This is a genomic window from Amycolatopsis regifaucium, from assembly GCF_001613935.1.
Lineage (GTDB): Bacteria > Actinomycetota > Actinomycetes > Mycobacteriales > Pseudonocardiaceae > Amycolatopsis > Amycolatopsis regifaucium.
The window spans coordinates 1-22,451 of record NZ_LQCI01000006.1; the positions used below are offsets into that span (position 1 = coordinate 1).

Sequence of the window (22,451 nt, forward strand, 5' to 3'; positions counted from 1 at the left end):
ACCTCCAACCACAATCAGTGTTGCAACGACCCCGTGAACCCAAGCCTCCTTCCCTACCTTCAGGGTAAGCAAGGGGGCCTTCACGGCAATCAGCCGATCACGCCATTTTGCTTACCCCTCACCTTCGCCCTTTCAGGCCGCCACCGGCGTCCACAACGCGTCGATGGCGCGTTCGGCCTCGGCCTGGCTGGCTTCGGCCAGCGGGAGGAGGTCCGCCATCGCCGGATTGACCTTCGCCATGGTCAGTTCGGCGGTGACGAACCTCGGTTCGAGGCCGGTCAGCGAGACGCCGTGGGGGATCCACGACTGCGCGTGGTCCCAGCCGGCGCGCGGAGTGCCTTCGCCGTAACCGCCGCCGCGTGAGGTCACGACGATGAAGTCACGGCCGCCGAGCAGACCTTGTCTGGTTTCGGCGTCGATCGTCAGCCCGGGCACGATCAGATGGTCGACCCAGGCCTTGACCGTGCTCGGCGGGCCGAAGTTGTACAGCGGCAGACCCAGCAGGATCGTGTCGGCCGCCTTGACCTCTTCGACCAGTTCGGTGATGAGCCGCCAGGCCGCGGCCTGCTCAGGGGTGTGCTGCTCCGGTGGCACCGACCTGGCCGCGTTGCTCACCGCGTCGAAGTGCGGCAGCGGATCGGCACCCAGGTCGCGATAGGTGACGGTGCCTTCCGGATGCGCGGCGCGCCAGGCGGCGGCCGCCCGCGCGGTGAGGCGGCGGCTGATCGAGTGCTCGCCCGTGATGCTCGAGTCGATGTGCAGCAGGTTCGTCATGTCTACTATCTTGCACAGATAGTTTGCGTAACGCAAACCATTGATGCTGTGGTGGTCATCATGCGGGAACGTACACTTGACGAGTGCCCGAACTCCCGGTCGTGAACCAGCCCCCGCATCGCTGCGGCGCGCTGCTCGACCACGTCACCCGCCGGATCCGATTGCGCAGCGAGTCCGTCCTGACCCCGCTCGGCCTGCGGCCCCGGCATCTCGTCGCGCTGACCGTGCTGCGCGACCTCGGCGGCTGTTCGCAGCAGGACCTCGCGAAGACACTGGAGATGGACAGCACGAACGTCGTCGGGCTGTTGAACGACCTCGAGTCCGCGAACCTGATCGAGCGCAGGCGGTCACCGGAGGACCGGCGGCGGCATATCGTCGAACTCACCGACGTCGGGATGAAGCAACTCGTCAAAGCCGAGTTCGCGCTCGCCGCGGTCGAAGACGAGGTGCTCGGCGCGCTCGACAACGGTCAGCGCGAAACGCTCTACACCCTGCTGTACCAAGCGGCGGGTCACGCCGAGCCCGCCGCCTGCACCGAAGCCGTGCACGTCGACAACTGCTAGGCCCCGAGGTCGAATAGGTCGTGAAGCTGTTTCGTGGCTTCGGCGCCGTACATGACGCTCCCGACCGGAACCGCACTTCCAATGGCTTCGATCACCCGCGCCGTCCACACAGGACCGAACGCGCCGCACAGCTCGATCAGCTGTGCCCCCTCGTCGACCAGCTGCCGGGCCGCGGTGACGACCTGCTCCACGCGGCCGACACCGATCAGCACCGTCAGGCACTTCCCACTGTCCACACGGGACACGTCCCGGGCCGGGTCGCAGCCATCGGCCAAGTACACGAAACCCCACTGTCGCATGACGATTCTCCTTCGCTCTCGGACACCATGAGGTAATCGCCAACCGAGAGCGCCGTCCACGAGGCGGATCCGAACGGCTGTTCGGGAGCACCGAACAGCAGAGGTCGGGCGGGGTGGCGCGGAGAGCCGCTGTGGGCGCTGTCATACCAGCGCCGCGATCCGATCCGAACACTCGTGCGCCGGATCCCACACCAGCGCGTGCCGGACGACAGGCGCAGTCCGCAGCGGCAGCCAGCGCAGGCCTTCGGCAGGTTCTTCCCGGGGACGCAACGCGACGACGTCGCCGCCGTGCCGCAATTCGGCGACGAACAGCGACCGCCGAGGCGGTCCGGCGCGTACGTGGGCCGGTCGCCAGCCCGCCGCCACGCAGTCCGCGAGCAGCCTGTCGTGGTAGCCCGGGGCCAGCTTTCGTTCGTACAGGAGGAGGTCGAGCCCAGTAAGGTCGACCCAGCTCACTTCGTCGAGCCGTGCGAGGGGATGAGCGACGGACACGAGCACACCCAACGGTCGCTCGCTCACGATGGCGGCCCGCAGACCGTCCACGTCTTCCGGCAAAGCGAGCAGACCGGCGTCGAGCCCGCCGCGGCGGAGGAGTTCGAGCTGCCGTGCGGCGGACAGATCTTCGATCTCCGCCGCTTCGGCGTACAGGGTCGCCAGGACGGCGGGCGGCGCGCCCGGCGTCACGCCGATGCGGAGCGGTCGGCCCACGGTGTCGCGGACTGCCCGCGCGCCGAGTTCGGCCTCTTCCAGTATCCGCCGGGCGTGGGGGAGTAGCGCCAGCGCGGCGGCGGTGGGAGTCATCCCCGCCTGGGTCCGGACGAACAAGTTCGCGTCCAGCTCCCGTTCCAGCGCGATGATCTGCTGGCTGAGCGACGATGCCCGGATACCGAGGCGCTCCGCCGCCCGGGTGAGATGCCCTTCCTCCACCACGGTGCACAGATATCGAAGACGTCGTAACTCCACAGCGGCACAGTAGCCGTAGGAGAATGTCAGGGTGAGTGACGCAGACGCCCGACGGCGCGACCCCACGCACGACTGGACCGGTTCGGTGGACGCAGCGCATTTGGCGCTGGTCCGCCGGAACCCGGGGGAGTTCGCGCCCGGCGGGGTCGCACACCTCGTCCTCGAAGTGCTCGCTTACGCGGCCGAGGAGGCCGAAAGCACGGGTGGTGGGCGTGCTGTCGTCACTGTCCATCCCGACGGCTCGGTCTCCGTGGCGGACGACGGGAGGGGCACCAACACCCGCGCCGACGGGCACGGCGGCTTCGTGAAGAAGCCCGTCATGTCGACCAAGGATCTGCGCTTCTTCGATCTCCCCGGCGCGCAACGGCTCCCGGACGGTCATCCGCGTCGCGGCGTGTCGGTCGTGGCGGCGCTGAGTGACTGGCTGGTGCACACCAACCGGCGCCGCAACGGCTCTTGGACCCAGCGTTACGAACGTGGTGTCCCGGTCACCGATCTGACGCCGATCGCGGACGACGGCACGACCGGCACGACGGTGCGTTTCCTGCCAGGCAAGGAGACCGGCCCGCTACACCTGCCGGACGTCGATGGATGGCCGTACTTGAGCGTGGAGGTCGTCGGATGAGAAAGTGCCTCGCCATGGCCGCGACGGCCCTCTTCCTGCTCGCCGGGTGCTCCGGCGGCGAACCACGGCAGGCACCACCGAAAGCCGTCTACGACCTGCCCTCACGCGAGGTCCGGCCGGACGAGACCGCACTGCACCTGCCACCGGCGACGAACGGCGAGACCGAGTTCTCGGTGATCGGACTGGCCGCCGGGCTCCCCAGCCTCACCGGCAGCCACACCGAATTCGAGGCCAAGGGACAGTTCGTCCGGCTGCGCCTGGTGGTGACCGGAAAAGGACTGTCCGGCATCCTCTTCGACACCCGGCGCCAGCAGCTGATCACCGATTCGGGGGCGGTGATCGCGGTCGACAACCAGGCCATGACGATCAAGCGGCAGCCGGAGAAGTTCGAACTCGGGCGCGGGGTGCGGGTCGAGTTCGATCTCTACTTCGATCTTCCGAAAGAGGCGAAACCCGTGGCACTGCGGGCTTTCGGCGGCCCGACGCTCACCGACATGAAGAACCTGACCGGCACCGACGTCAAGCTGGCATGAAAAGGGCCCCGCCGCGAGAAGCGACGGGGCCCTTGCCCAGGCGTCAGACGCCGAGGTCGCCACCGAGATAGGCGGCCCGCACCTGCGGGTCGTCCAGCAGCTCGGCACCGCGGGCGCTCTTGACCACTTGACCGGTCTCCAGCACGTACGCGCGGTCGGAGAGCTTCAGCGCCTGCTGCGCGTTCTGCTCCACCAGCAGGACCGTGGTCCCGCGCTTGTTGATCTCGCGGATGATGTCGAAGATCTGCGCGATCAACATCGGCGCCAGACCCATGGACGGCTCGTCGAGCAGCAGCACCTTGGGTTTGGTCATCAGCGCGCGGCCGATGGCGATCATCTGCTGCTCGCCACCGGACATCGTGCCGCCGAACTGGGTCTTGCGTTCGTCCAGCCGCGGGAACAGCTCGTAGACCTCGTCGAGGTCGGCCTTCAGGTCGTCCTTGCGGGTGTAGGCACCCATCAGGAGGTTTTCCTGCACCGTCATACCGGGGAACACGCCCCGGCCTTCCGGTGACTGGCCGATCCCGAGTTCGACCCGCTTGTGGCCGGGCGTCTTCGAGATGTCCTTGCCGTCGAAGAGGATCCGGCCGCTGGTCAGCGGACGCAGGCCCGAGATCGTCTTCAACGTCGTGGTCTTGCCGGCACCGTTGGCCCCGATGAGCGAAACGATCTCACCCTCGTCGACGCCGATGCTCATTCCCTTGAGCGCGGCGATCTTCCCGTAGTGGACGTTGATGTCCTGAACCTCAAGAAGCATCTTCCGCCACCCCCAGGTAAGCCTCGATCACCTTCTGGTTGTTCTGCACCTCTTGGGGGAGCCCTTCTGCGATCTTCTGGCCGAAGTCGAGCACGGCCAGCCGGTCGCTGATGTGCATGACGAGGCTCATGTCGTGCTCGATGAGCAGCACGGTCCGGCCGTCGTCACGGATCTTGCGGATCAGCTGCTGCAGCGAGTTCTTCTCCGCCGGGTTCATGCCGGCGGCGGGTTCGTCGAGCAGCAGCAGCTTCGGGTCGGTCGCGAGCGCACGCGCGATCTCCAGACGGCGCTGGTCGCCGTAGGAGAGGTTCTTCGCGGTGTGGTGCTCCACGCGCCCGATGCCGACGAAGTCCAGTAGTTCCCTCGCCAGCTCGCGGCCCCGCTTCTCTTCCCTGCGGTGCACGGGCAGGCCCAGCGTCGCCGAGATCGCGCCGGTCTTGTGGTGCGAGTCGGCACCGACCATCACGTTCTCGAGCGCCGACATGTTGTGGAACAGCCGGATGTTCTGGAAGGTGCGGGCGATCCCGGCCTGGTTGATCTTGAACCGCTTCATCCCGCTGACCTGGCCGCCGTTGAAGCGCACCTGGCCTTCGGTCGGCTGGTAGACGCCGGTGACCACGTTGAAGACCGTGGTCTTGCCCGCGCCGTTCGGGCCGATCAGGGCGAAGATCTCACCCTGGTTGATGGTGAGGTTGACCTCCTTCAACGCCGTGACACCGCCGAAGCGCATCGTCACGTTGTCGAATTCGAGCAGCGCGCTCATTTCGTCACCTCCGCCGAAGCCTCGGAATCCGGACCCGCGACTTCGGCGCCCATGGCACCCATCCCGCCCGTTCCTTCGTGTAGTTCCGCCTTGCGCTGCCGCGACGGCAGCAGACCCTCCGGCCGCAGGGCCATCATCAGCACCAGCACGCCGCCGAAGATCAGGATGCGGTACTCGGACAAGAACCGGAACCGTTCCGGAAGCCAGGCGACCAGGAAGGCGCCGAGTATGACGCCGGGCAGGTTGCCCGCCCCACCGAGCACCACGGCCGCGAGGATGGTCGCGGACAGGATGAACGGGAAGTTGTTCGGCTCGATGAAGACGGCCTTGCTGGCGTAGACCACACCGGCCATCCCGCCGAGCATGGCGCCGATGGCGAACGCCAGCAGCTTGAACTTGAACGTCGGGACACCCATGAGCTCGGCGGCGTCCTCGTCCTCGCGGATGGCCGCCCACGCCCGGCCGACCCGGCTCTTGTGCAGCCGTACCGAGAAGATGATCGCGATCACGATCGCCGCGACGATCAGGTAGTAGTACGGCGCCGGGTCGAGCAGGAACTCGGTCCCGAACATCGGCTCCGGGTGCGGGATGTTGGTGATACCGCGGGCACCGCCGATGGCGTCGGTGTTCGTCGCGGTGATCCGGACGATCTCACCGAAGCCGAGGGTCACGATGGCCAGATAGTCACCACGCAACCTGAGCGTCGGGGCACCGAGGATCACCCCCGACATCGCCGCCAGGAAGACGCCGAGCACGAGCGTGCCCCAGAATCCCCACCCGTGCTGGGTGCCCATCACGGCGAGCGTGTAGGCGCCGATCGCGAAGAACGCGACGAAACCGAGGTCGAGCATGCCCGCGTGACCGACGACGATGTTCAGGCCGATCGCCAGCAGGATGTACACCCCGACCGGGAAGATCAGGACCGTGGTCCAGTCCGATTCCGGCGACATGACCGAGCCGATCGCCGGCGCGGGAAGGATCAGCGCGCCGATGATCAGGGCGAGGTACACGCCATAACGTTGCCAGTGCGGGGCGCGTGCCCACCAATCCCGCATACCGTCCACGGGGTGAAAGCCGGCGCGCGTCGGCTTTCCGTTCTCTGGGGACTTTTCAGCCACTTCTTCGTTGCCCTTCATGCGCGTGCCCGCTGCAGCGATTCACCGAGGATGCCGGTGGGACGGAACATCAGGACCAGCACCAGTACCACGAAGGCGGTGACGTCCTTCCAAGCCGAACCGAAGAAGATGGAACTCCAGTTCTCCACCAAGCCGAGCACGATGCCACCGAGCAGAGCGCCGCGCAGGTTGCCGATACCTCCCAGCACGGCCGCGGTGAACGCCTTGATACCGAGGAGGAATCCGATGCGGTAGTCGGTGTTCTCGTACTCCATCACGTACAGCGCGGCGGCGACACCGGCCATCGCGCCGCCGAGCAGGAAGGTGAGGCGCACGATCTTGTCGATGCTGACGCCCATCAGCACGGCTGCTTCGGGATCCTGCGCCGTGGCGCGGATACCTCGGCCGATGCGGGTGCGGCTGACCAGCTGGTCGAGCCCGATCATCATGATCACGGCCCCGACGACGACGAACACGTGGTCGGTGCGGACCACGCCGTTGCCGATGTGGAACAGCTCCTCGTGCGGGATGAACCGCGGCGCGTTCTGTTGCACACGGCCGGATTTGCCGGTGATCCATTCGATGATCTCGAGGCCGAACAGTTCCTGGAGGAACAGCGAGGCGCCGATGGCGGAGATCAGGGCGGCGAGCCGGGTCGCGCCCTTCTTGCGGAGCGGCCGGTAGGCCACTTGCTCCAGCAGGACCGCCGCACCGCCGGACACGGCGGCCGAAGCGATGATGATCAGTAGCAGTACCGCGATCATCCCGAACACGCCGAGCGTGAGCGGGGCGGTGCCGCCCGCGATGGTGATCAAAACGAACAGGGACGTGACCGTCCCGATCATGAAGATCTCGGAATGTGCGAAGTTGATGAGCCGGAGCACGCCGTAGACCATTGTGTAGCCGAGGGCGATGAGGGCGTAAATACTTCCGGCGACCAGTCCGCCGATGGTACTACCGAGGAACTGGGCTTGCAGATCTTGAAGCATGACGTGGATGCCTTACGGGACGGGGCGAGGATTTCTTTCGCCACATTTGCGGGAAGCGGGGGTGCTGTGCCCGCACAGCGCCCCCGCTTCCGTTAGGTGTTCCTATCTGCTCCGTCAGCCGTTGAGCTTGGCTTCGGTCGAGACGCCGAGGTTCTTCAGGACACCACCGGTGACCTGGTAGATGTTGATCGCGTCCGTCGACGGTTCGCCGTTCTCCTTGAACTTGATCTGCTTGGAGGCACCCTTGAAGTCGACCGTCTTGAGGGCCTCGTTGATCTTCTCCGAGGTGTTGGCGCCCGCCTTGACCGCGTTGATGATGGCGGTCGCGGCGTCGTAGCCCTCGCTCGAGTAGATCGCCGGGTCGACGTTGAACGCGGCCTTGTACTTGGTGCTGAACTCGTCGGTGGAGCCGGCGTCCGGGATGTTGCACGGGCAGCCGACGACGGCCTTCTCGGCGGCCGCGGCACCCGCACCGCTGATCAGCTGGGCGTCGAGCGAACCGTCACCGGTCGCGAAGGTGGCGGTCACGCCGCCGTCACGCAGCTGCTTGAGCAGACGGCCACCCTGGGCGTAGTAGCCACCGAAGAGGATGATGTCCGGGTTCGCGGCCTTGACCTTCTGCACGGTCGAGGAGTAGTCGGACGCGTCCTTGGCGAACTTGTCGCGCTCGCTCGGGACGTTCTTCTCCTTCAAGGTCTTCTCGAAGTTGTCGGCCAGGCCGACGCTGTATTCCTGGTCGTCCGAGATGACGTAGGCCTTCTTGGGCGACTTCGCCGTGACGAGGAAGTTGGCGATCGCCGGTCCCTGGCTGGCGTCGCTCGCGACGACGCGGTGCCAGTACTTCCATCCGTTCGAGGCGAGGCCCGCGTTGGTGGCCGAGGGCGAGACGCTCGGGATCTTGTTCTGCTCCAGCTGACCGCCGATGGCCTTCGACTCACCGGAGAAGGCCGGGCCGATCAGCGCGGTGATCTTGTCCTGGCCGACGGCGGTCGCGATCAGCGACGTCGCCTGCTCTGGCTTGCCCTGGCTGTCGTACTCCTTCAGTTCCAGCTTCGTCGCCGGGTTCGTCTTGTTGTACTCGTCGATAGCGAGCTTCGCGCCGTTGCGGGGCGGGATCACGATCCCGGAGTTCTCACCGGTGAGGTCACCCATGAACCCGATCTTCAGCGTGCTGCTGTCACCGCTGCCGGACGAGCTGCTGCCGCCAGCGCAGCCTGCCAGCGCAAGCGATGCAGCCGCCGCGACGGCGAATACCCGTCCAAAACGCACTCCTGACACCGACTACCTCCCATGACCAACCAGCCGCCGGTAGGCGTTGCCCCCGACACAGGGGCTAGGTTAGGGCAGGAAGATATCCCCCTACGCCATGATCTGCACAGGCGCCCATCACTCTGTGTCCACATCGTGACGGTCGAAACCAGAACGAATTGCACGAAAAGGCGAATGTTGCCGGTTGGCGAGTCTCCGCTGGTCACGCTGGGGATTCACCGTTACCACGTCGATCATGCTCGTGGGTAATGATCATGTTTCAGGCGCGTATCTTGGGCTTTTTCCCCACCTTCGTGGGCGTCCGTTCGCCGTAGCAATGCTGCCCCAAAGGGCGTCAATGGTGCCCTCCTTCTCCTTCGGGGTTGACAACCGACGGTTGTCACCGAAGTCCCAACGGCTGTTGGATTCCGGCCCTGGCCTCGGGATTTGCTGTATCCAGAGCCGAAACCGAGGACTGGGAGAGCAGGAAGATGAGCGTCGAAACGATCGAAGGCATGGCCGCGGGAGTCCCGTTCGTGGCGGTGCCGCCGTCGGAGGAGAAGCGCCCCGCGCCGGTGGTGCTCACCTGGCATCTGCTGGGCGCGCCGTTCAGCGACGCGGCGATGGCGGGTGCACCTCGGGTTGCCGCTGACCGGCAGACGCTTCCCGGAAGGCGGTTTCGAAAGCTTCTTCCGCCTGGCGAGCGAGGACAACGTGCTCAACGTCGTCGAACCACTCACCAGACAGGTCGAGGCGGAGTTCCCGGCGGCGCTGGCGGAGCTGCGCTTTCGTTTGTCCATTGAGGACGGCCCCATCGGGCTGGTCGGTGGTTCACCAGGTGGTGCGGTCGCGCTGCAGCTGCTGACGCACCCCGAGCTCGCGGTGGCCGCGTCGGCGCTGGTGAACCCGGTGACCCAGCTGGCTCCGGTGATCGCCGCGAACGAGCGCGTCTACGAGTACGACTACGTGCGGCGGGCGGAAGAACTGAGCGCGCCGGTCCTGCTCGTCATCGGCGAGGAGGACGACGTCTCGATCATCGAACCGGCCGAAGCGCTGCACAAGGCGCTGGGGGAGCGGCGATCCGAACTCGTCACCATCCCCGGGATGGCGCACGGGTTCGCCGAGGCACCGGGCTTCGAACCGGCGCCGCAGACCGCGCACGCCCGGCTCGTCGACGCCGGACTCACCCGCTGGTTCGCCCGGCACTTAGCTGTCTGAGGTCGTCGTCCGGCAGCCAGGACCGCTCGGGATCGTAGGCGCACCAACCCTCTTCGTGACTGGTCCGGCCCGCGAGCGCCAGCAGGCGCCGCAGGGCCAGGCCTTCGCCGCGCCGCCACACCACCGACCACGGGAACAACGGCGACGGTTCGAAAGGCAGAACCCGCAGATCGAGGTCGGAGGCGAGGTCCATGTCGGCGTCGGCGAGGGTCACCCGTCGCTTCCCGTAACGGGTTTGTTCCAGTGTGTGCCTGAGGTCGTAGCTGACGCCTGAATCGTCGATCGGGACGCCGAATTCTTTGCATAGGCGTTGCAAATAAGAAAGCCATTCGACCGGGCCGCCAATTGCGGGATCCAGATGCCTTCTTTCGCGAGGTCGGACAGTTCGAGTACGTCGTTTTCCGCCAGGGGATGCTCCGCCAGCGGCGGTTCGAGGTGGACGAGCCGGTGCTCGAGTTCGGCGGGTACTTCGCGACCGAGGTCGGCGACACGGCCGAAGGCGAGGTCGATCTCCTCGCGCACCAGCTCGCCGCGACGACGGCGTCCGAGGCGCGCAGCAGCTCACGCGCGTGCGGCAGGAAGCGGTCACCGTCGGGAGTCAGTTCGACGGACCGGGTCGTGCGATGAAGGACGCTTTCATTGCGAAATTTGCTATGAAAGCGTCCTTCATCTCACGCCAGGACCCCGCGCTCAGGTACCCGGCGGCCGCTCCCGCACGATGCAGGTCAGCCGCGCGGTGCACGAACGACGCCCCTGGTCGTCGGTCAGCACGATCTCCGCGGTGATGGTCCCTCGGCCGACGTGCACCGGCGTCGCGACCCCGGTCACCCGGCCGGAGCGGACCGCCCGGTGGTGGGTGCACGAGAGTTCGAGGCCGAGCGCCGCCTTGTCGGTGCCCGCGTTGAGCGCGGCGACCAGCGATCCGAGCGCCTCGGCGACGACGGCGTTCGCGCCGCCGTGGAGGAGGCCGTACGGCTGGAGATTGCCCTCTACCGGGATACTGCCCACGACCCGTTCGGGACCGAGTTCGCTGATCTCGAGGCCGAGCTTGTCGTTGAGCTGTTGGCCGGCGAAGGCCGGGTCGATCCCGGCGAAGGATTCGAGGGCTTGTTCGGTCACGCAGAGCTCCTTAACGTTCGTGCACCCGCGACCACGATCGCGTCGCCAGGGCGCACGTTACCGAGTTTTTCTCACGTCCTGCCCAGACGGCGCCCTGCCGTCCTCATCGCGGGGCCTCCGGCCTGGCGGGTTCCTGTGTCGAGAGAGGCGGAGCGGCTCCGCCGACAGCCCGCAACAGGCACGACAGGCAGGACTGTCAGACCCTCACCCTAGACTCGCTCTCGTGAGCCCGAGTGAGAACACGACCGTTGCCAACGCCACACCCGCCACCGCACAGGCCGAGCGGCCCAAACTGCTGCTGATCGACGGCCATTCGATGGCGTATCGCGCCTTCTTCGCCCTGCCCGCGGAGAACTTCAAGACGAAGACCGGGCAGACGACCAACGCGGTGTTCGGGTTCACCTCGATGCTCATCAACCTGCTGCGCGACGAGGCGCCGACCCACCTCGCGGTGGCGTTCGACCTCTCCCGCAAGACCTTCCGGTCCGAGACGTTCAAGGAGTACAAGGCCAACCGCAGCGCCACGCCGGACGAGTTCAAGGGCCAGGTCGGGCTGGTCGAGGATGTGTTGAAGGTCCTCGGCATCCCGGCGCTGACCAAGGAGAACTACGAAGCCGACGACATCATCGCCACGCTCACGACACAGGCGACCGCCGAAGGCTTCGACGTCCTTATCTGTACGGGCGACCGCGACGCGCTCCAGCTGGTGACCGACCAGGTCACCGTGCTGTACCCGAAGCGCGGCGTGTCGGAGATGACCCGGTTCACCCCGGAGGCGGTCGAGGAGAAGTACGGCCTCACCCCGGCCCAGTACCCGGACTTCGCCGCGCTGCGTGGCGACCCCTCGGACAACCTGCCCAGCATCCCCGGCGTCGGGGAGAAGACCGCGGCCAAGTGGATCAGGCAGTTCGGCTCCTTCAACGACCTGATCGACCGGGTCGACGAGGTCAAGGGCAAGGTCGGTGACGCCCTGCGCGAGCACCTCGGCGCGGTCATGCTGAACCGCCAGCTCACCGAGCTGATCCGCGACGTCGAGCTGGAGCTCGGCCCGTCCGCGCTCGAACTGCGTCCCTGGGACCGCGAGGCCGTGCACGCGCTCTTCGACGAGCTCGAGTTCCGCGTCCTGCGTGACCGCCTCTTCGCGACCCTGCAGAGCGCCGAGCCCGAGGCCGAAGAGGGCTTCGAGGTCAGTGGTGCGAAGCTCGCCCCGGGCGCGCTGAGGGACTGGCTCTCCACTCACACCGGTCAAGACGAGCCGGTGGGCCTGGCGTTCCGCACCACCGGGGCCTCGGTCCGCTCCGACCTGAAGGCGATCACCTTCGCGGCGCCGGACGGCGAAGGCGCGTACGTCGACGTCACCGCGATGGACGCCGAGGACGACAAGGCACTCACCGCCTGGCTCGCCGACGAGAAGATCCAGAAGATCGGCCACGAGCTCAAGATCCCGTTGCACGCCGTCCGCGCACGCGGCTGGGCCTTCGCCGGGCTCGTCATGGACACCGCGCTCGCGGCCTACCTGGTCCGTCCCGGCCAGCGCACGTTCGAGCTGGACGACCTGGTGCTGCGCTACCTGCACCGCGAGCTGCGTTCCGAAGCCGACAACGGCGACGGGCAGCTGTCGCTGCTCGACGGCGGTGCGGAGGACATGGAGCAGAAGGAGATCCAGGCCGAGCTGGTCAAGGCCCGCGCGGTCGCCGAACTGGCCGGCGCGCTGACCAAGGAACTCGAAGAACTGGGTGGCGCGCAGCTGCTCGCCGAACTCGAACTGCCGCTGCTGCAGGTCATCACCGGGCTCGAAGCGGCGGGTATCGCGGTCGACATCGAACACCTGACGGACCTGGAAGCGCATTACCTCGGCCGGGTCACCCAGGCCGCGGAGGAGGCGTACGCGGTCATCGGCAAGCAGGTCAACCTCGGTTCGCCGAAGCAGCTGCAGGTGATCCTGTTCGACGAGCTCGGCATGCCGAAGACCAAGCGCACCAAGACCGGCTACACCACCGACGCCGAGGCACTGCAGAGCCTGTTCGAGAAGACCGAGCATCCGTTCCTGCAGCATCTGCTGGAGCACCGGGACGCGACCAGGCTGCGCACCACGGTCGAAGGCCTGATCAAGGCGGTCGCCGACGACGGCCGCATCCATACCACGCTGCTGCAGACGATCGCCGCCACCGGACGGCTCTCCTCGGTCGACCCGAACCTGCAGAACATCCCGATCCGCACCGAGGAAGGCCGCCGCATCCGCGACGCGTTCGTCGTCGGCGACGGATACGCCGAGCTGATGACGGCGGACTACAGCCAGATCGAAATGCGGATCATGGCGCACCTCTCGAAGGACGAAGGACTGATCCAGGCCTTCAACAGCGGCGAGGATCTGCACACGTTCGTGGCGTCGCGCGCGTTCTCGCTGCCGCCGGAGGAGATCACGCCGGAACTGCGGTTCCGGGTCAAGGCGATGTCGTACGGCCTGGCGTACGGGCTTTCGGCGTACGGCCTTTCGCAGCAGCTGCGGATCTCGACCGAAGAAGCCAAAGAACAGATGGAGGCGTACTTCTCCCGCTTCGGCGGCGTGCGCGATTACCTCCATTCGGTCGTGGGCGACGCGGCGAAGGTCGGTTACACGGAAACGATCTTCGGCCGCCGCCGCTATTTGCCGGACCTCAACAGCGACAACCGCCAGCGTCGTGAGATGGCCGAGCGCATGGCGCTCAACGCGCCCATCCAGGGCAGCGCGGCCGACATCATCAAGGTCGCCATGCTCAACGTGCACCGCGCGCTGACCGAGGCGAAGCTGAAGAGCCGCGTGCTGCTGCAGGTCCACGACGAACTCGTCCTCGAGGTCGCCGACGGCGAGCGCGAGCAGCTGGAAGCCTTGGTGCGCCAGGGAATGGGCTCGGCCTACGAGCTGGCGGTGCCGCTCGAGGTCTCCGTCGGGTACGGCCGGTCCTGGAACGACGCCGCGCACTAGGCCTCGCTGAGGTGAAGTACATGATGGCCCCCTTCCTTGCGCTAGGCGCAAGGAAGGGGGCCATCATGTACTTGGGGAAGGTGTGAAGGTCGAGTTTCCTTGGCCGGAACCGTCATCACCCCTCACGAGGTCGGCTGATCGATCTGCTCGCGCAGGATGTCGCCGTGTCCCGCGTGCCGGGCGAATTCTTCGATCATGGCGAGCAAGGTCCATCGCAGGCTGATGGTGCCTTCACCGGGGATGTCCTTGGTGTCGTCGAGGTCGAAGCGCGCGGCGATCTCCCGTGAGCGTCGGCTCGCGCGTTCGAATTCGGCGATGACGTCGGCGAGGGACTCGTCGTCCTCGACGGCGAAGGTGCCCTTGTCCCGGGCCGAGTATCCGTCGCATTCCGCTTCACTGAGACCGGCCCAGAATCGCTGGAACCAGATCCGTTCGGCGGCTGCGGCGTGTTTGAGCAGGGAGATCGGCGTCGTCAGTGACGCGACGAGCCGTCGGCGAGCGTCCGCTTCGGAGAGGCCGCGTGCGGTCTCGATCAGCGCTTCGCGGTTGCGATCGAGCGTGTTCTCGAGCAGCGTTCGTTCGGCGCCGTCGGTGATGCTGGTGGTGGGCAAGGGTTTCACTCCGTTTTTTCGCAGGGTCGAAGAAGCTGTGCCGTCTTACGTGAGGCCGACGCCCGGAAGTAGGGAGCGCCGGAGCATTCGAGGGAGGCGTGTCGAGGCGGGCAGAAGTGGACACCGCGGCCGAGGTCTGGCACCGGGAAGATCCGGTGACTACGCCGTCGTGATCTTATGACCCGGTCAAGCGTGGGTCAATGAAGAAATCGACGATAAAACCCTCATTACCACTTGCGGTCGGTAGGGTCGGCTGAGTGACTTCCGAGCGCAGACGCTGGCGGGTGCGGCTGCGCGATCGTCGTGGGCGGATCCTGGGCGCCGGGACCATGCTCGATGACGAACACCTCCTCACCTGCGCTCATGTGATCGAAGGCCACGACGAAATAACGGTGGATTTCGTGGCGCTTCCCGGGGTGGAGCCCGGATTCGCCACGATTGTCGCGCATGCGGCGCCCATCGGGGACGACGGCGGGGACGTCGCGTTGCTCCGGTTGCGTGACCCGGAGGAACAGGTCGACGGCGCTCCGCTGCACCGGACGGCGCTCGAAGACAACCAGCGCGTCCGCGCCTACGGCTTCCCGCAGGGTTCGGACGGCATGTGGTCGCTGGCGACCGTCGTCGGCGACGGCGGGCACGGTCTCGAGCGCGTCCAGCTTCATCGCACTTCCGACGCCGAGCCGATCACGCACGGCTTCAGCGGTGCCGCGGTGGTCGCGGACAAGACCGGGCACGTCGTGGGCATGGTCGCCACCCGGTACGCGACCGAGGCCGCCCGGGTCTCCTGGATGATCCCGGTCGAGACCATGCTCGGCTACCTGCCGCAACTGCGCCGCTGGGCCCAGGGAAGCCCGGCGATCGACCCGAGCTTCGTGTACTGTCCGGAGCCGCCCGCCATCGACGTACCGTTCGCGCGCGAGTTCGCCGGCTGGCTCGGCGGGCACGGCGGGTCGGACGTCTGGGTGATCATCACCGGCGAGGACGATTCCGCCATCGCCGCCTCGTTGCGCCGCGCCGTCGTGCTCGCCGACCGGGAGCGGGGCGCGGGACGGAGCGCGTCCGGGCCGACGGTGCCGCCGGTCGGCAGTGTCGTGCTCGCGGTCGACGCGGTCGGCAAGACCGCCGACGAGGTACGCCACCGGATCGCCGAGCGGCTCGACGTCGCAGCGGGCCGTCACGGCTCCGGCCGGACCGTGGTCGTCTACGGCATCGACGAATCGGCCGAACCGGAGAAGCTTGTCGGCGAGGTCCTGATCCCGTTGGCGCACCGCGTGCACGACCTCGGACTGCGGCTCGCCCTCGCCTTCCGCAACGAGAGTTCGCCGATGGTGAGTGAGGTCCGGACGAGCACCGGCGCCTCGCCGGCCGACGAGGACGACATCGAAGGCCGCCTCACCCTGCTGGAGACCCGATTGGCCGAACTCGCCCGGCTGGAGAAGGAAAACCTGGGTGACGCGCCCCGTTTCACCGACGCCCCGGACGCACAGGCCAGGGCGCGGCGGCTGCAGGGTGCGGTGACGCAACTGCGGTCAGCGGAGCGGGACGGTGAACCCGACTGGGTGAAACGGCATCTGCCCGCCTGTGAGCGGACCGTGGCCAGGACCGTGGAACGCGCCCGCGACCTGCGTCGCCTCCTCGACGAGAACCTCTCCCGGCGCGCGGAACTTCGCGCCCGGCTCGACGCGTACGGCGAGATGGCCCGTAACAGTGGCTTCGTCGAAGACGTCGAACTCGATGCCGCCTACGCTCCCGCCTGGCGGATGCTCTTCGAAGGACCGTGCGACCTCGGGGCCGCGTCGGCCGCCGTCGAGCAGTACGCGAACACCGTACGGAAACGGATCGACGGATGACGGCTTGCGGACGGAACGGCTGCCACGGTGTGCTCGGCAAGACCGGTTTCTGCAAGGTGTGCGGGCTGCCGCCCGGAACGCCGGAAGAGCCGGTGCGGCGGGAAAAGCCGACACTGGTGATCCCCGGTCCCGGTGAGGCGCCGACCAGGATCACGAGCACGGTGGTCACCCGGTCCCAGCAGATGGCCGGCCACGCGACCGCGGACGACCGGGTCCCGCTGCCGCTCGTCGAACTCCCCGACGTCGCGGGCCGTCTGCTGACCGAGCCGCATGTCCCGGAGGACGAACGGTTCTGCGGCAAACTCGGCTGCACCGGCACCCCGGTCGGCCGCTCCATCGGCGGCGGGCCCGCGCCGCTCGAAGGATTCTGCCCGGTCTGCCGGACACCGTTCTCCTTCGCGCCCAAGCTCGCGGCGGGCGACGTGGTCGACGGCCGGTACCACGTCCTCGGCTGCGTCGCCCGCGGCGGACTCGGTTTCGTCTATCTGGCAACGGATTCCGGACTCGGCGACCGGTATGTCGCGCTCAAGGGACTGATCAACACCAACAACACCGCCGCCGTGCGGATCGCGGAGACCGAGAGCCAGGTGCTCACCGCGCTGGAGCATCCGAACATCGTCCGGATCTTCGACGTGGTCGAGCATCACGACCTCCGCTACATCGTCATGGAGTTCGTCGACGGCCTTTCCCTGCGGGAGATCAAGAACCGCGGCCGGGCCGGGCTGGATTCCAGCGAGGGACGGCTGCTGGTCGAGCACGTCGTGGCGTACGGGCGGGAGATCCTGACCGCGCTCGACTACCTGCACGGCGAGGGCCTGCTGTACTGCGACATGAAGCCGGACAACGTGATCCACGGCGAGAAGCGGATCAAGGTCATCGATTTCGGGGCCATCCGCAAGATCTCCGACGACGAAAGCCCGGCCGTCGTGACCGAGCATTACCAGGTGCCGCCGAAAGAACGGGCGAGACACGGGCTCACCGTCCGGTCCGACATCCACACCGTTGGCATGACGTTGCGGGAGCTCTTCCAGGCCAGCGACGGCTGGTCGGTCACTCCCGACGCGCGCGGCGTCCGGTTCGGCATCGAATCCTTCGTCCGTGTTCTCGACCGCGCGACCGCCCCGTTCGAGCGGCGGTTCGCGACCGCGCACGAGATGCTCGTCCAGCTCGACGGCGTGCTCGCCGAAATCCTCTCCCTGCGGGACAGGCAATCCCGGCCCGCCGGGTCGACGCTGTTCACCGAAGGGGCGGTCCTGCTCGACGCGGGACTTGGCCAGGCGCCGCCGTTGGAACACTGGACGCGCGGGCGCCGCGTCTCGCTCGGCGATCGGCCGACGGCCGCGGAGATCGCCGTCGGCCTGCCACTGCCCAGGGAGGATCCGGACGATCCGCAGGTGGGCTTCCTGCGCACCGTCCGCGCCCCTGACGCGGCGCGGCTGCTGAAGAAACTCGAAAAGGCGCCGAGTTCGGTCGAGGTCGAGTTCCGCCGGTGCCGGGCGCGGCTGGAACTCGGGGCGACCGTGGAAGCCGCGTTGGCGGTGGCCGAAGCCGAACGGCTGCTGGGCGATCGCGCCGCCCATGACTGGCGCGTGGCCTGGCACCGGGGCCTGCTGGCTCTGGGCTCCGGTGATTTCGCCGCGGCCAAGGAGAAATTCGACGCCGTCTACCGCGACATCCCCGGTGAGGAACCGCCGAAACTCGCGCTCGGCCTCTGCGAGGAGCACCTCAACGGCGTGGCCGCCGCGGAACGGTATTACGACGCCTTGTGGGCACGGGACCGGACCCAGGTCAGCGCGGCGTTCGGGCTCGCGCGGGTCCGGCTGTTGCGGGGTAACCGCGCCGCCGCGGTCGAGATCCTCGACCAGGTACCGGAATTCTCCCGCTACGACGAGGCGGCGCGGATCGCCGGGGTACGGGTGCTGTCCGCGCCGATGCCCGGGACGGGGGATCTCCCGGTATCGGCGGAGCTCGACGAGGCGGTGGTCCGGCTGACCGCCCTGGACCTCGACGGTGACGCGGCCGACCGGCTGAGGACGGCCGTGCGCGAGACCGGGCTTGCCGGCGTGCTCGTCGGACAGGACGGGATCACCGACGGCGCGATCCTGCGGGCGGACGAGACGGGCGCGCGCACGGTGCTGGACAAGTCGTACCGGCGGCTCGCCCATCACGCGCCGACGCCCGAACTGCACGACGTGCTGATCGATCTCGCCAACTCGGTGAGACCGGTGACCCTGGTGTGAAAGGGGAACGAACGATGAGCGGGGAGCCGAGGCTGGGGCTCGAAGTGCACCAGAACAAGTTCCTGGCCGAGGGGGACCGGGCGATGACCGCGATCGTCCGGGTCGTGTCCCGTGGCGGCGAAGCGACCGTCGCCAGGACCGCCGCCGAAATCCTGATGATCGACTGCTCCAGTTCGATGCGTTTCCCCAGCACCAAGATCGGCGAGGCCCGGCGTGCCGCCACGGCCGCTATCGACGTCTTCCCCGACGGTGTGCGCTTCGCCGTCATCCAAGGTACCGACCGCGCGAAGCTGATCTACCCGGCCGAGGAGGGCCTGGTGACCGCTTCCGAGCGGACCAGGGCCGAAGCGCGTGCCGCGGTCAAGCATCTCGCGGCGGTCGGCGGCACCGCGATGGGCGCGTGGCTGGCCAAGGCCCGTGACCTCTTCGCCCGAGAAGCGGACGCCGTCCGCCACGCGATCCTCCTCACCGACGGCCGCAACGATTCACAGACCAGGGCCGATCTGATGAGCGTGCTGAACAGCTGCGAGGGCCGGTTCGTCTGCGACGCCAGGGGGCTCGGCGACGGCTGGGAGCCGGCGGAACTCGTCCAGATCGCCAGGGTGCTGCGCGGGAACGTCGACTCCGTCGTGGAGGACGACGAACTCGCCGAGGATTTCCGGAACCTCGTCGAGAGCGCGATGACCAAGGTGCTGCCCGAGGTCCGGTTGCGCATCGGCACCATGCCGTTCAGCAGGCTGCGGTCGGTCAAGCAGGTGTTCCCGGACGAGTACGACCTCACCGACCGGTGCCAGGAGATCGCCGTCCGCGAGGTCGAGCTTTCGCTCGGTTCGTTCGCCGGCGACGAGACACGGGACTACCAGGTGATCCTGGACCTCGATCCGGATCTCGAACCCAGCCACGGGCAGGACAGGCAGCTGGCGTGGACGGAACTCGTGCCCGTCCCCGGTGCCATGGTCGAGGAGGACGCGCTGGCCATCGCGGGCCGGTGGACACACGACCCGATCCCGCCGACGCTGATTCACCCGATGATCTCGAAGTACGCCGCCCAGGCCGATCTCGGCGAAGCGTTGACCGCGGGCGGCGACGCCTACGCGGCCGGTGACCAGGCCGGGGCCGAACAACATTGGGGCCGGGCGGCCACGTTGGCCGCCGCCGCGAGCGACGAAGACACGCTCGGCCGTCTCGCGGGGGTCGTGGAGATCATCGACGCGAAGAAAGGCGTCGTACGCTTGCGCGCCGACGCGACCCGAAGCCACGCTCTGCACGTCGTTATCCCTTCGAGGGTTTCGGAAATCGCGTCCGAACAGGAAGATCGGCCGATGCCCGATTCCCGGACCGAGGCGCCGCCGGTCGCCTGCGCCGACTGCCCCGCGCTGTCTCCCGCCGGGGCGAACTTCTGCGTCGGCTGCGGCAGACCGTTCGACGAGGTGGTTTCGTGACGGCGACCCGGGTGCGGCTGGTGCGGCTCCGCGCCGGCCTGCTGGCGCTGACCCTCGTCGTCCTGGTGGTGTCGATGTGGGCGTTCCACCGCGTCCAGAACGCCGCCGAAACGGTCCGCGACCGGACTTCGCAAGCGGTACTCGAGGTGACGGCCGCGCGGGCCGCGCTGGTGGCCGCCGACGCCGCCGCGGTCGCCAGTTTCGCCTCGGGCGAGGCGAGACTCGCCGGGCCCGGCCAGGAGTACTCGAACCAGCTGGCGCTGGCGAGCCAGAGCCTCGCTCGGGTCGCGGAGTTCAACCAGGCGGGCGCACCCGGCGGCAACGGACTGCAGGTGGTGGAAAGTCAGGTGGCGGCCTATTCGGGTTCCATCGGGCAGGCCGACGTGCATTTCCGCCAGCTGGACGCGGCGGTGCTCGGTGCGGCCGACCTGTGGCACGCCTCGCGGTTGCTGCACGCCCCCGGCGGGGTCCTCGACGAGCTGGAATTGCTGCAGGACAAGCAACGTGAGGCGCTGGCCACGCAACTGTCGTCGACCGGTGTCAGCCTCGCGATGCTCCCGTTGTGGCTCCTTCCGATACTGGCTCTGCTGGGGCTGCTGGTGCACACCCAGCTGTACCTGAGGAAGCGGTTCCGCCGGATGGCGAACGTGCCGTTGCTCGCGGCGACCGTGCTGATCGCCGCGATCGGGGTGGCGCTGGTGTTCACCGTGGTCAGCCGCGACCGGCTGGACTCGGTCGGGGAGCGGCTCGACGCGGTCGCCGAGGCGCGGAACACGCAGATCCAGGCGGCCGACGAGGCGGGTCAGCTCCGGCTCGCCGACCTGCTGACCGAGTTCTGCGACAGGGAGCAGGGATGCGGTGTGACCGTCGACGAATTCCGGGCGAAGGCACGGCAGGCCACGACGGTGGCGACGGACAACACGCGGGTGGCCACGGCGGGCGCGAAGGCGGTGGCGGCCGACGCTTCGGGAGCGGCCGAAACCGGTGGACGGGAGTACCTCATCCCGGCGGGCACCCTGCTCGCGGGCGGACTGGTCCTGCTCGGCTTGCACAGCCGGATCGACGAATACCGGTACCGCCCGTGAAACGATTACTGGCGTTCGTGATGGCGCTGTCGTTGCTCGCGGGCGGCTGCTCGGCGTCGGCCGACGGCGGCACCGTCGTCGTCCTCGCGTCGTGGACCGGCCCCGAGGCGGACGCGTTCCGGCAGGTGCTGGACGCGTTCAAGGCGGACACCGGCGTCAAGTACCTCTATCAGGGCACTCGCGCCGTCGACCAGGTGCTCGCCTCGGACGTGCAGCGCGGCACGCCACCGGACGTCGCCGTCCTGCCGAACGCCGGTGTGCTGGCGAAATACCAGAAGTCGGGCGACCTGCTGCCGCTCGACGACGACCTCGCCGCGACCATGGCAAACTCCTTCAGCCCGCAATGGGTGGCGCTGCAGAAGATCGGCACCCAGAAGCTGTACGCGGTCGCGGTGAAGGCCGATCTCAAGAGCGTGATCTGGTACAACCCGGCCCGGTTGACCGGGATCCGCCCGACGACGTTCGACGGTCTCCGCACGTTCGCCGGCGGGCTGACGGCCGCGGGCGGCACGCCGTGGTGTGTCGGCATGGGTGCTCCGCCTACGTCGGGCTGGCCGGGAACCGACTGGATCGAGGACATCTTCCTGCATTCGGCGGGGCCGGAGAAATACCGGCAATGGGCCTCCGGCAGTCTGAAGTGGACGTCACCGGAGGTCAAACAGGCTTGGCTGGACTGGGGTTCGCTGATCGACCCCGCCGGGATCCGCGGCGGGGCCGCCGCCGCGCTGCTGACCGATTTCGGCGACGCGGGCAAGCCGATGTTCACCAACCCGCCGGGCTGCGTGCTCGAACATCAGGCGTCGTTCATCATGAGCCGCTACCAGGACGTGAAACGGGCGGACGGGACGTCTCCCCGCGCCGGCACCGATTTCGACTTCCTCCGGTTCCCCGGACGCGATGTCTCCGAAGTCGCCGCCGACCTGGCGGGCATGTTCCGTGACACCCCGCCGGCGCGGAAGCTGATCCAGTACCTGGCTTCGGAAAAGGCACAGCGGATGTGGCCGTCGATCCCGCGCGCGAGCGCGTTCTCGGCCAACCGGAAGCTCGGTTCCGACGTCTACACCGACCAGGTGAGCCGGAAGATCGCGGAAACCCTCACCTCGGCGCCCGCCTTGTGCTTCGACGCCTCCGACCTGATGCCCGCGACCATGACCGGCGCGTTTCACCGTGCCGTTCTCGAGTACCTGAGCAACCGGGACCGGCTGGACATCCTGCTGAGTCAACTCGACGGAATCCGGCAAAGCGTCCCGTCCGGCGAATGGTTGAGAATCCCTTGTGGACAGTGAAGGAGC

The 22,451-nt window shown here is 67.7% G+C and carries 20 protein-coding genes and 2 pseudogenes; 11 read left to right on the forward strand and 11 right to left on the reverse strand.

Translation table 11 applies throughout. The features are described 5' to 3' along the window. Positions 1–132: 132 nt before the first annotated feature. Positions 133–774 carry an FMN-dependent NADH-azoreductase gene (locus tag AVL48_RS08565; RefSeq protein WP_061986904.1) on the reverse strand — a complete coding sequence of 214 codons (642 nt, stop codon included), beginning with the start codon at positions 772–774 and terminating at the stop codon, positions 133–135. 83 nt (positions 775–857) lie between these two features. Here AVL48_RS08565 and AVL48_RS08570 point away from each other — a divergent pair, with 83 nt between their 5' ends. After that, a complete protein-coding gene (locus AVL48_RS08570) occupies positions 858–1,337 on the forward strand; it encodes a MarR family winged helix-turn-helix transcriptional regulator (protein ID WP_143104996.1) in 480 nt (159 codons plus the stop codon). Here the strand turns inward: AVL48_RS08570 and AVL48_RS08575 are convergent. Then, positions 1,334–1,636 (reverse strand): DUF6506 family protein, encoded by a 303-nt coding sequence (locus tag AVL48_RS08575; protein WP_061986906.1) that lies wholly within the window; start codon positions 1,634–1,636, stop codon positions 1,334–1,336. The two genes, AVL48_RS08570 and AVL48_RS08575, sit on opposite strands and share 4 nt — an antisense overlap. 141 nt (positions 1,637–1,777) lie before the next feature. After that, positions 1,778–2,599 (reverse strand): LysR family transcriptional regulator, encoded by an 822-nt coding sequence (locus AVL48_RS08580; protein ID WP_074038302.1) that lies wholly within the window; start codon positions 2,597–2,599, stop codon positions 1,778–1,780. A 31-nt stretch (positions 2,600–2,630) separates the two neighbouring features. Here AVL48_RS08580 and AVL48_RS08585 point away from each other — a divergent pair, with 31 nt between their 5' ends. Next, entirely contained in the window at positions 2,631–3,224 is a 594-nt protein-coding gene (locus AVL48_RS08585; protein ID WP_061986910.1) for a hypothetical protein, read from the forward strand. Next, positions 3,221–3,757, forward strand: coding sequence for a DUF4352 domain-containing protein (locus AVL48_RS08590; RefSeq protein WP_143104997.1), 537 nt, complete (start codon positions 3,221–3,223; stop codon positions 3,755–3,757). Before AVL48_RS08585 ends, AVL48_RS08590 begins: the two co-directional genes overlap by 4 nt. A gap of 43 nt (positions 3,758–3,800) precedes the next feature. Here the strand turns inward: AVL48_RS08590 and AVL48_RS08595 are convergent, their stop codons facing one another. From AVL48_RS08595 to AVL48_RS08615, 5 genes are all read right to left on the reverse strand, one after another. Continuing rightward, a complete protein-coding gene (locus tag AVL48_RS08595) occupies positions 3,801–4,514 on the reverse strand; it encodes an ABC transporter ATP-binding protein (protein WP_061986912.1) in 714 nt (237 codons plus the stop codon). Beyond that, positions 4,504–5,277 (reverse strand): ABC transporter ATP-binding protein, encoded by a 774-nt coding sequence (locus AVL48_RS08600; protein ID WP_061986914.1) that lies wholly within the window; start codon positions 5,275–5,277, stop codon positions 4,504–4,506. The genes AVL48_RS08595 and AVL48_RS08600 overlap by 11 nt, the downstream gene beginning before the upstream one ends. Beyond that, positions 5,274–6,413 carry a branched-chain amino acid ABC transporter permease gene (locus AVL48_RS08605; RefSeq protein ID WP_061986916.1) on the reverse strand — a complete coding sequence of 380 codons (1,140 nt, stop codon included), beginning with the start codon at positions 6,411–6,413 and terminating at the stop codon, positions 5,274–5,276. The genes AVL48_RS08600 and AVL48_RS08605 overlap by 4 nt, the downstream gene beginning before the upstream one ends. Continuing rightward, the gene (locus tag AVL48_RS08610; protein WP_061986918.1) at positions 6,410–7,381 is read right to left on the reverse strand and encodes a branched-chain amino acid ABC transporter permease; all 972 of its coding nucleotides are present in this window, start codon (positions 7,379–7,381) and stop codon (positions 6,410–6,412) included. Before AVL48_RS08610 ends, AVL48_RS08605 begins: the two co-directional genes overlap by 4 nt. Positions 7,382–7,495: 114 nt before the next feature. Continuing rightward, positions 7,496–8,533 carry a branched-chain amino acid ABC transporter substrate-binding protein gene (locus AVL48_RS08615; protein ID WP_244162632.1) on the reverse strand — a complete coding sequence of 346 codons (1,038 nt, stop codon included), beginning with the start codon at positions 8,531–8,533 and terminating at the stop codon, positions 7,496–7,498. Here AVL48_RS08615 and AVL48_RS39970 point away from each other — a divergent pair. Next, a complete protein-coding gene (locus AVL48_RS39970) occupies positions 8,532–8,675 on the forward strand; it encodes a hypothetical protein (protein ID WP_005159379.1) in 144 nt (47 codons plus the stop codon). The genes AVL48_RS08615 and AVL48_RS39970 overlap by 2 nt on opposite strands. 445 nt (positions 8,676–9,120) lie before the next feature. Beyond that, a pseudogene (locus AVL48_RS08620) lies at positions 9,121–9,847 on the forward strand (alpha/beta hydrolase family protein). On the opposite strand, the pseudogene AVL48_RS40710 reads toward AVL48_RS08620, so the two are convergent. Further along, positions 9,813–10,479: pseudogene (locus AVL48_RS40710) on the reverse strand (type 2 periplasmic-binding domain-containing protein); the annotation flags it as partial. The pseudogenes AVL48_RS08620 and AVL48_RS40710 sit on opposite strands and share 35 nt — an antisense overlap. Positions 10,480–10,537: 58 nt before the next feature. Beyond that, positions 10,538–10,966, reverse strand: a complete 429-nt coding sequence (locus AVL48_RS08630) for a PaaI family thioesterase (RefSeq protein ID WP_061986922.1) — start codon at positions 10,964–10,966, stop codon at positions 10,538–10,540. A 223-nt stretch (positions 10,967–11,189) separates the two neighbouring features. Between AVL48_RS08630 and polA the strand changes: the two genes are divergently transcribed. Next, positions 11,190–13,931 carry a DNA polymerase I gene (gene polA, locus AVL48_RS08635; RefSeq protein ID WP_061986924.1) on the forward strand — a complete coding sequence of 914 codons (2,742 nt, stop codon included), beginning with the start codon at positions 11,190–11,192 and terminating at the stop codon, positions 13,929–13,931. Positions 13,932–14,053: 122 nt separating this feature from the next. Here the strand turns inward: polA and AVL48_RS08640 are convergent, their stop codons facing one another. After that, the gene (locus AVL48_RS08640) at positions 14,054–14,542 is read right to left on the reverse strand and encodes a DinB family protein (RefSeq protein ID WP_061987120.1); all 489 of its coding nucleotides are present in this window, start codon (positions 14,540–14,542) and stop codon (positions 14,054–14,056) included. A 257-nt stretch (positions 14,543–14,799) separates the two neighbouring features. Between AVL48_RS08640 and AVL48_RS08645 the strand changes: the two genes are divergently transcribed. The 5 genes from AVL48_RS08645 to AVL48_RS08665 are packed head-to-tail and all read left to right on the forward strand — an operon-like array spanning position 14,800 to position 22,445. Then, positions 14,800–16,392: a S1 family peptidase gene (locus AVL48_RS08645; protein WP_061986926.1), complete on the forward strand. Its 1,593-nt coding sequence runs from the start codon at positions 14,800–14,802 to the stop codon at positions 16,390–16,392. Beyond that, entirely contained in the window at positions 16,389–18,632 is a 2,244-nt protein-coding gene (locus tag AVL48_RS08650) for a serine/threonine-protein kinase (protein ID WP_061986928.1), read from the forward strand. Before AVL48_RS08645 ends, AVL48_RS08650 begins: the two co-directional genes overlap by 4 nt. A 14-nt stretch (positions 18,633–18,646) precedes the next feature. Further along, entirely contained in the window at positions 18,647–20,074 is a 1,428-nt protein-coding gene (locus tag AVL48_RS08655; protein WP_061986930.1) for a VWA domain-containing protein, read from the forward strand. Beyond that, positions 20,071–21,159 (forward strand): hypothetical protein, encoded by a 1,089-nt coding sequence (locus AVL48_RS08660; protein ID WP_061986932.1) that lies wholly within the window; start codon positions 20,071–20,073, stop codon positions 21,157–21,159. Before AVL48_RS08655 ends, AVL48_RS08660 begins: the two co-directional genes overlap by 4 nt. Next, positions 21,156–22,445 (forward strand): ABC transporter substrate-binding protein, encoded by a 1,290-nt coding sequence (locus tag AVL48_RS08665; RefSeq protein WP_143104998.1) that lies wholly within the window; start codon positions 21,156–21,158, stop codon positions 22,443–22,445. Before AVL48_RS08660 ends, AVL48_RS08665 begins: the two co-directional genes overlap by 4 nt. The last annotated feature ends 6 nt before the right edge of the window (positions 22,446–22,451 follow it).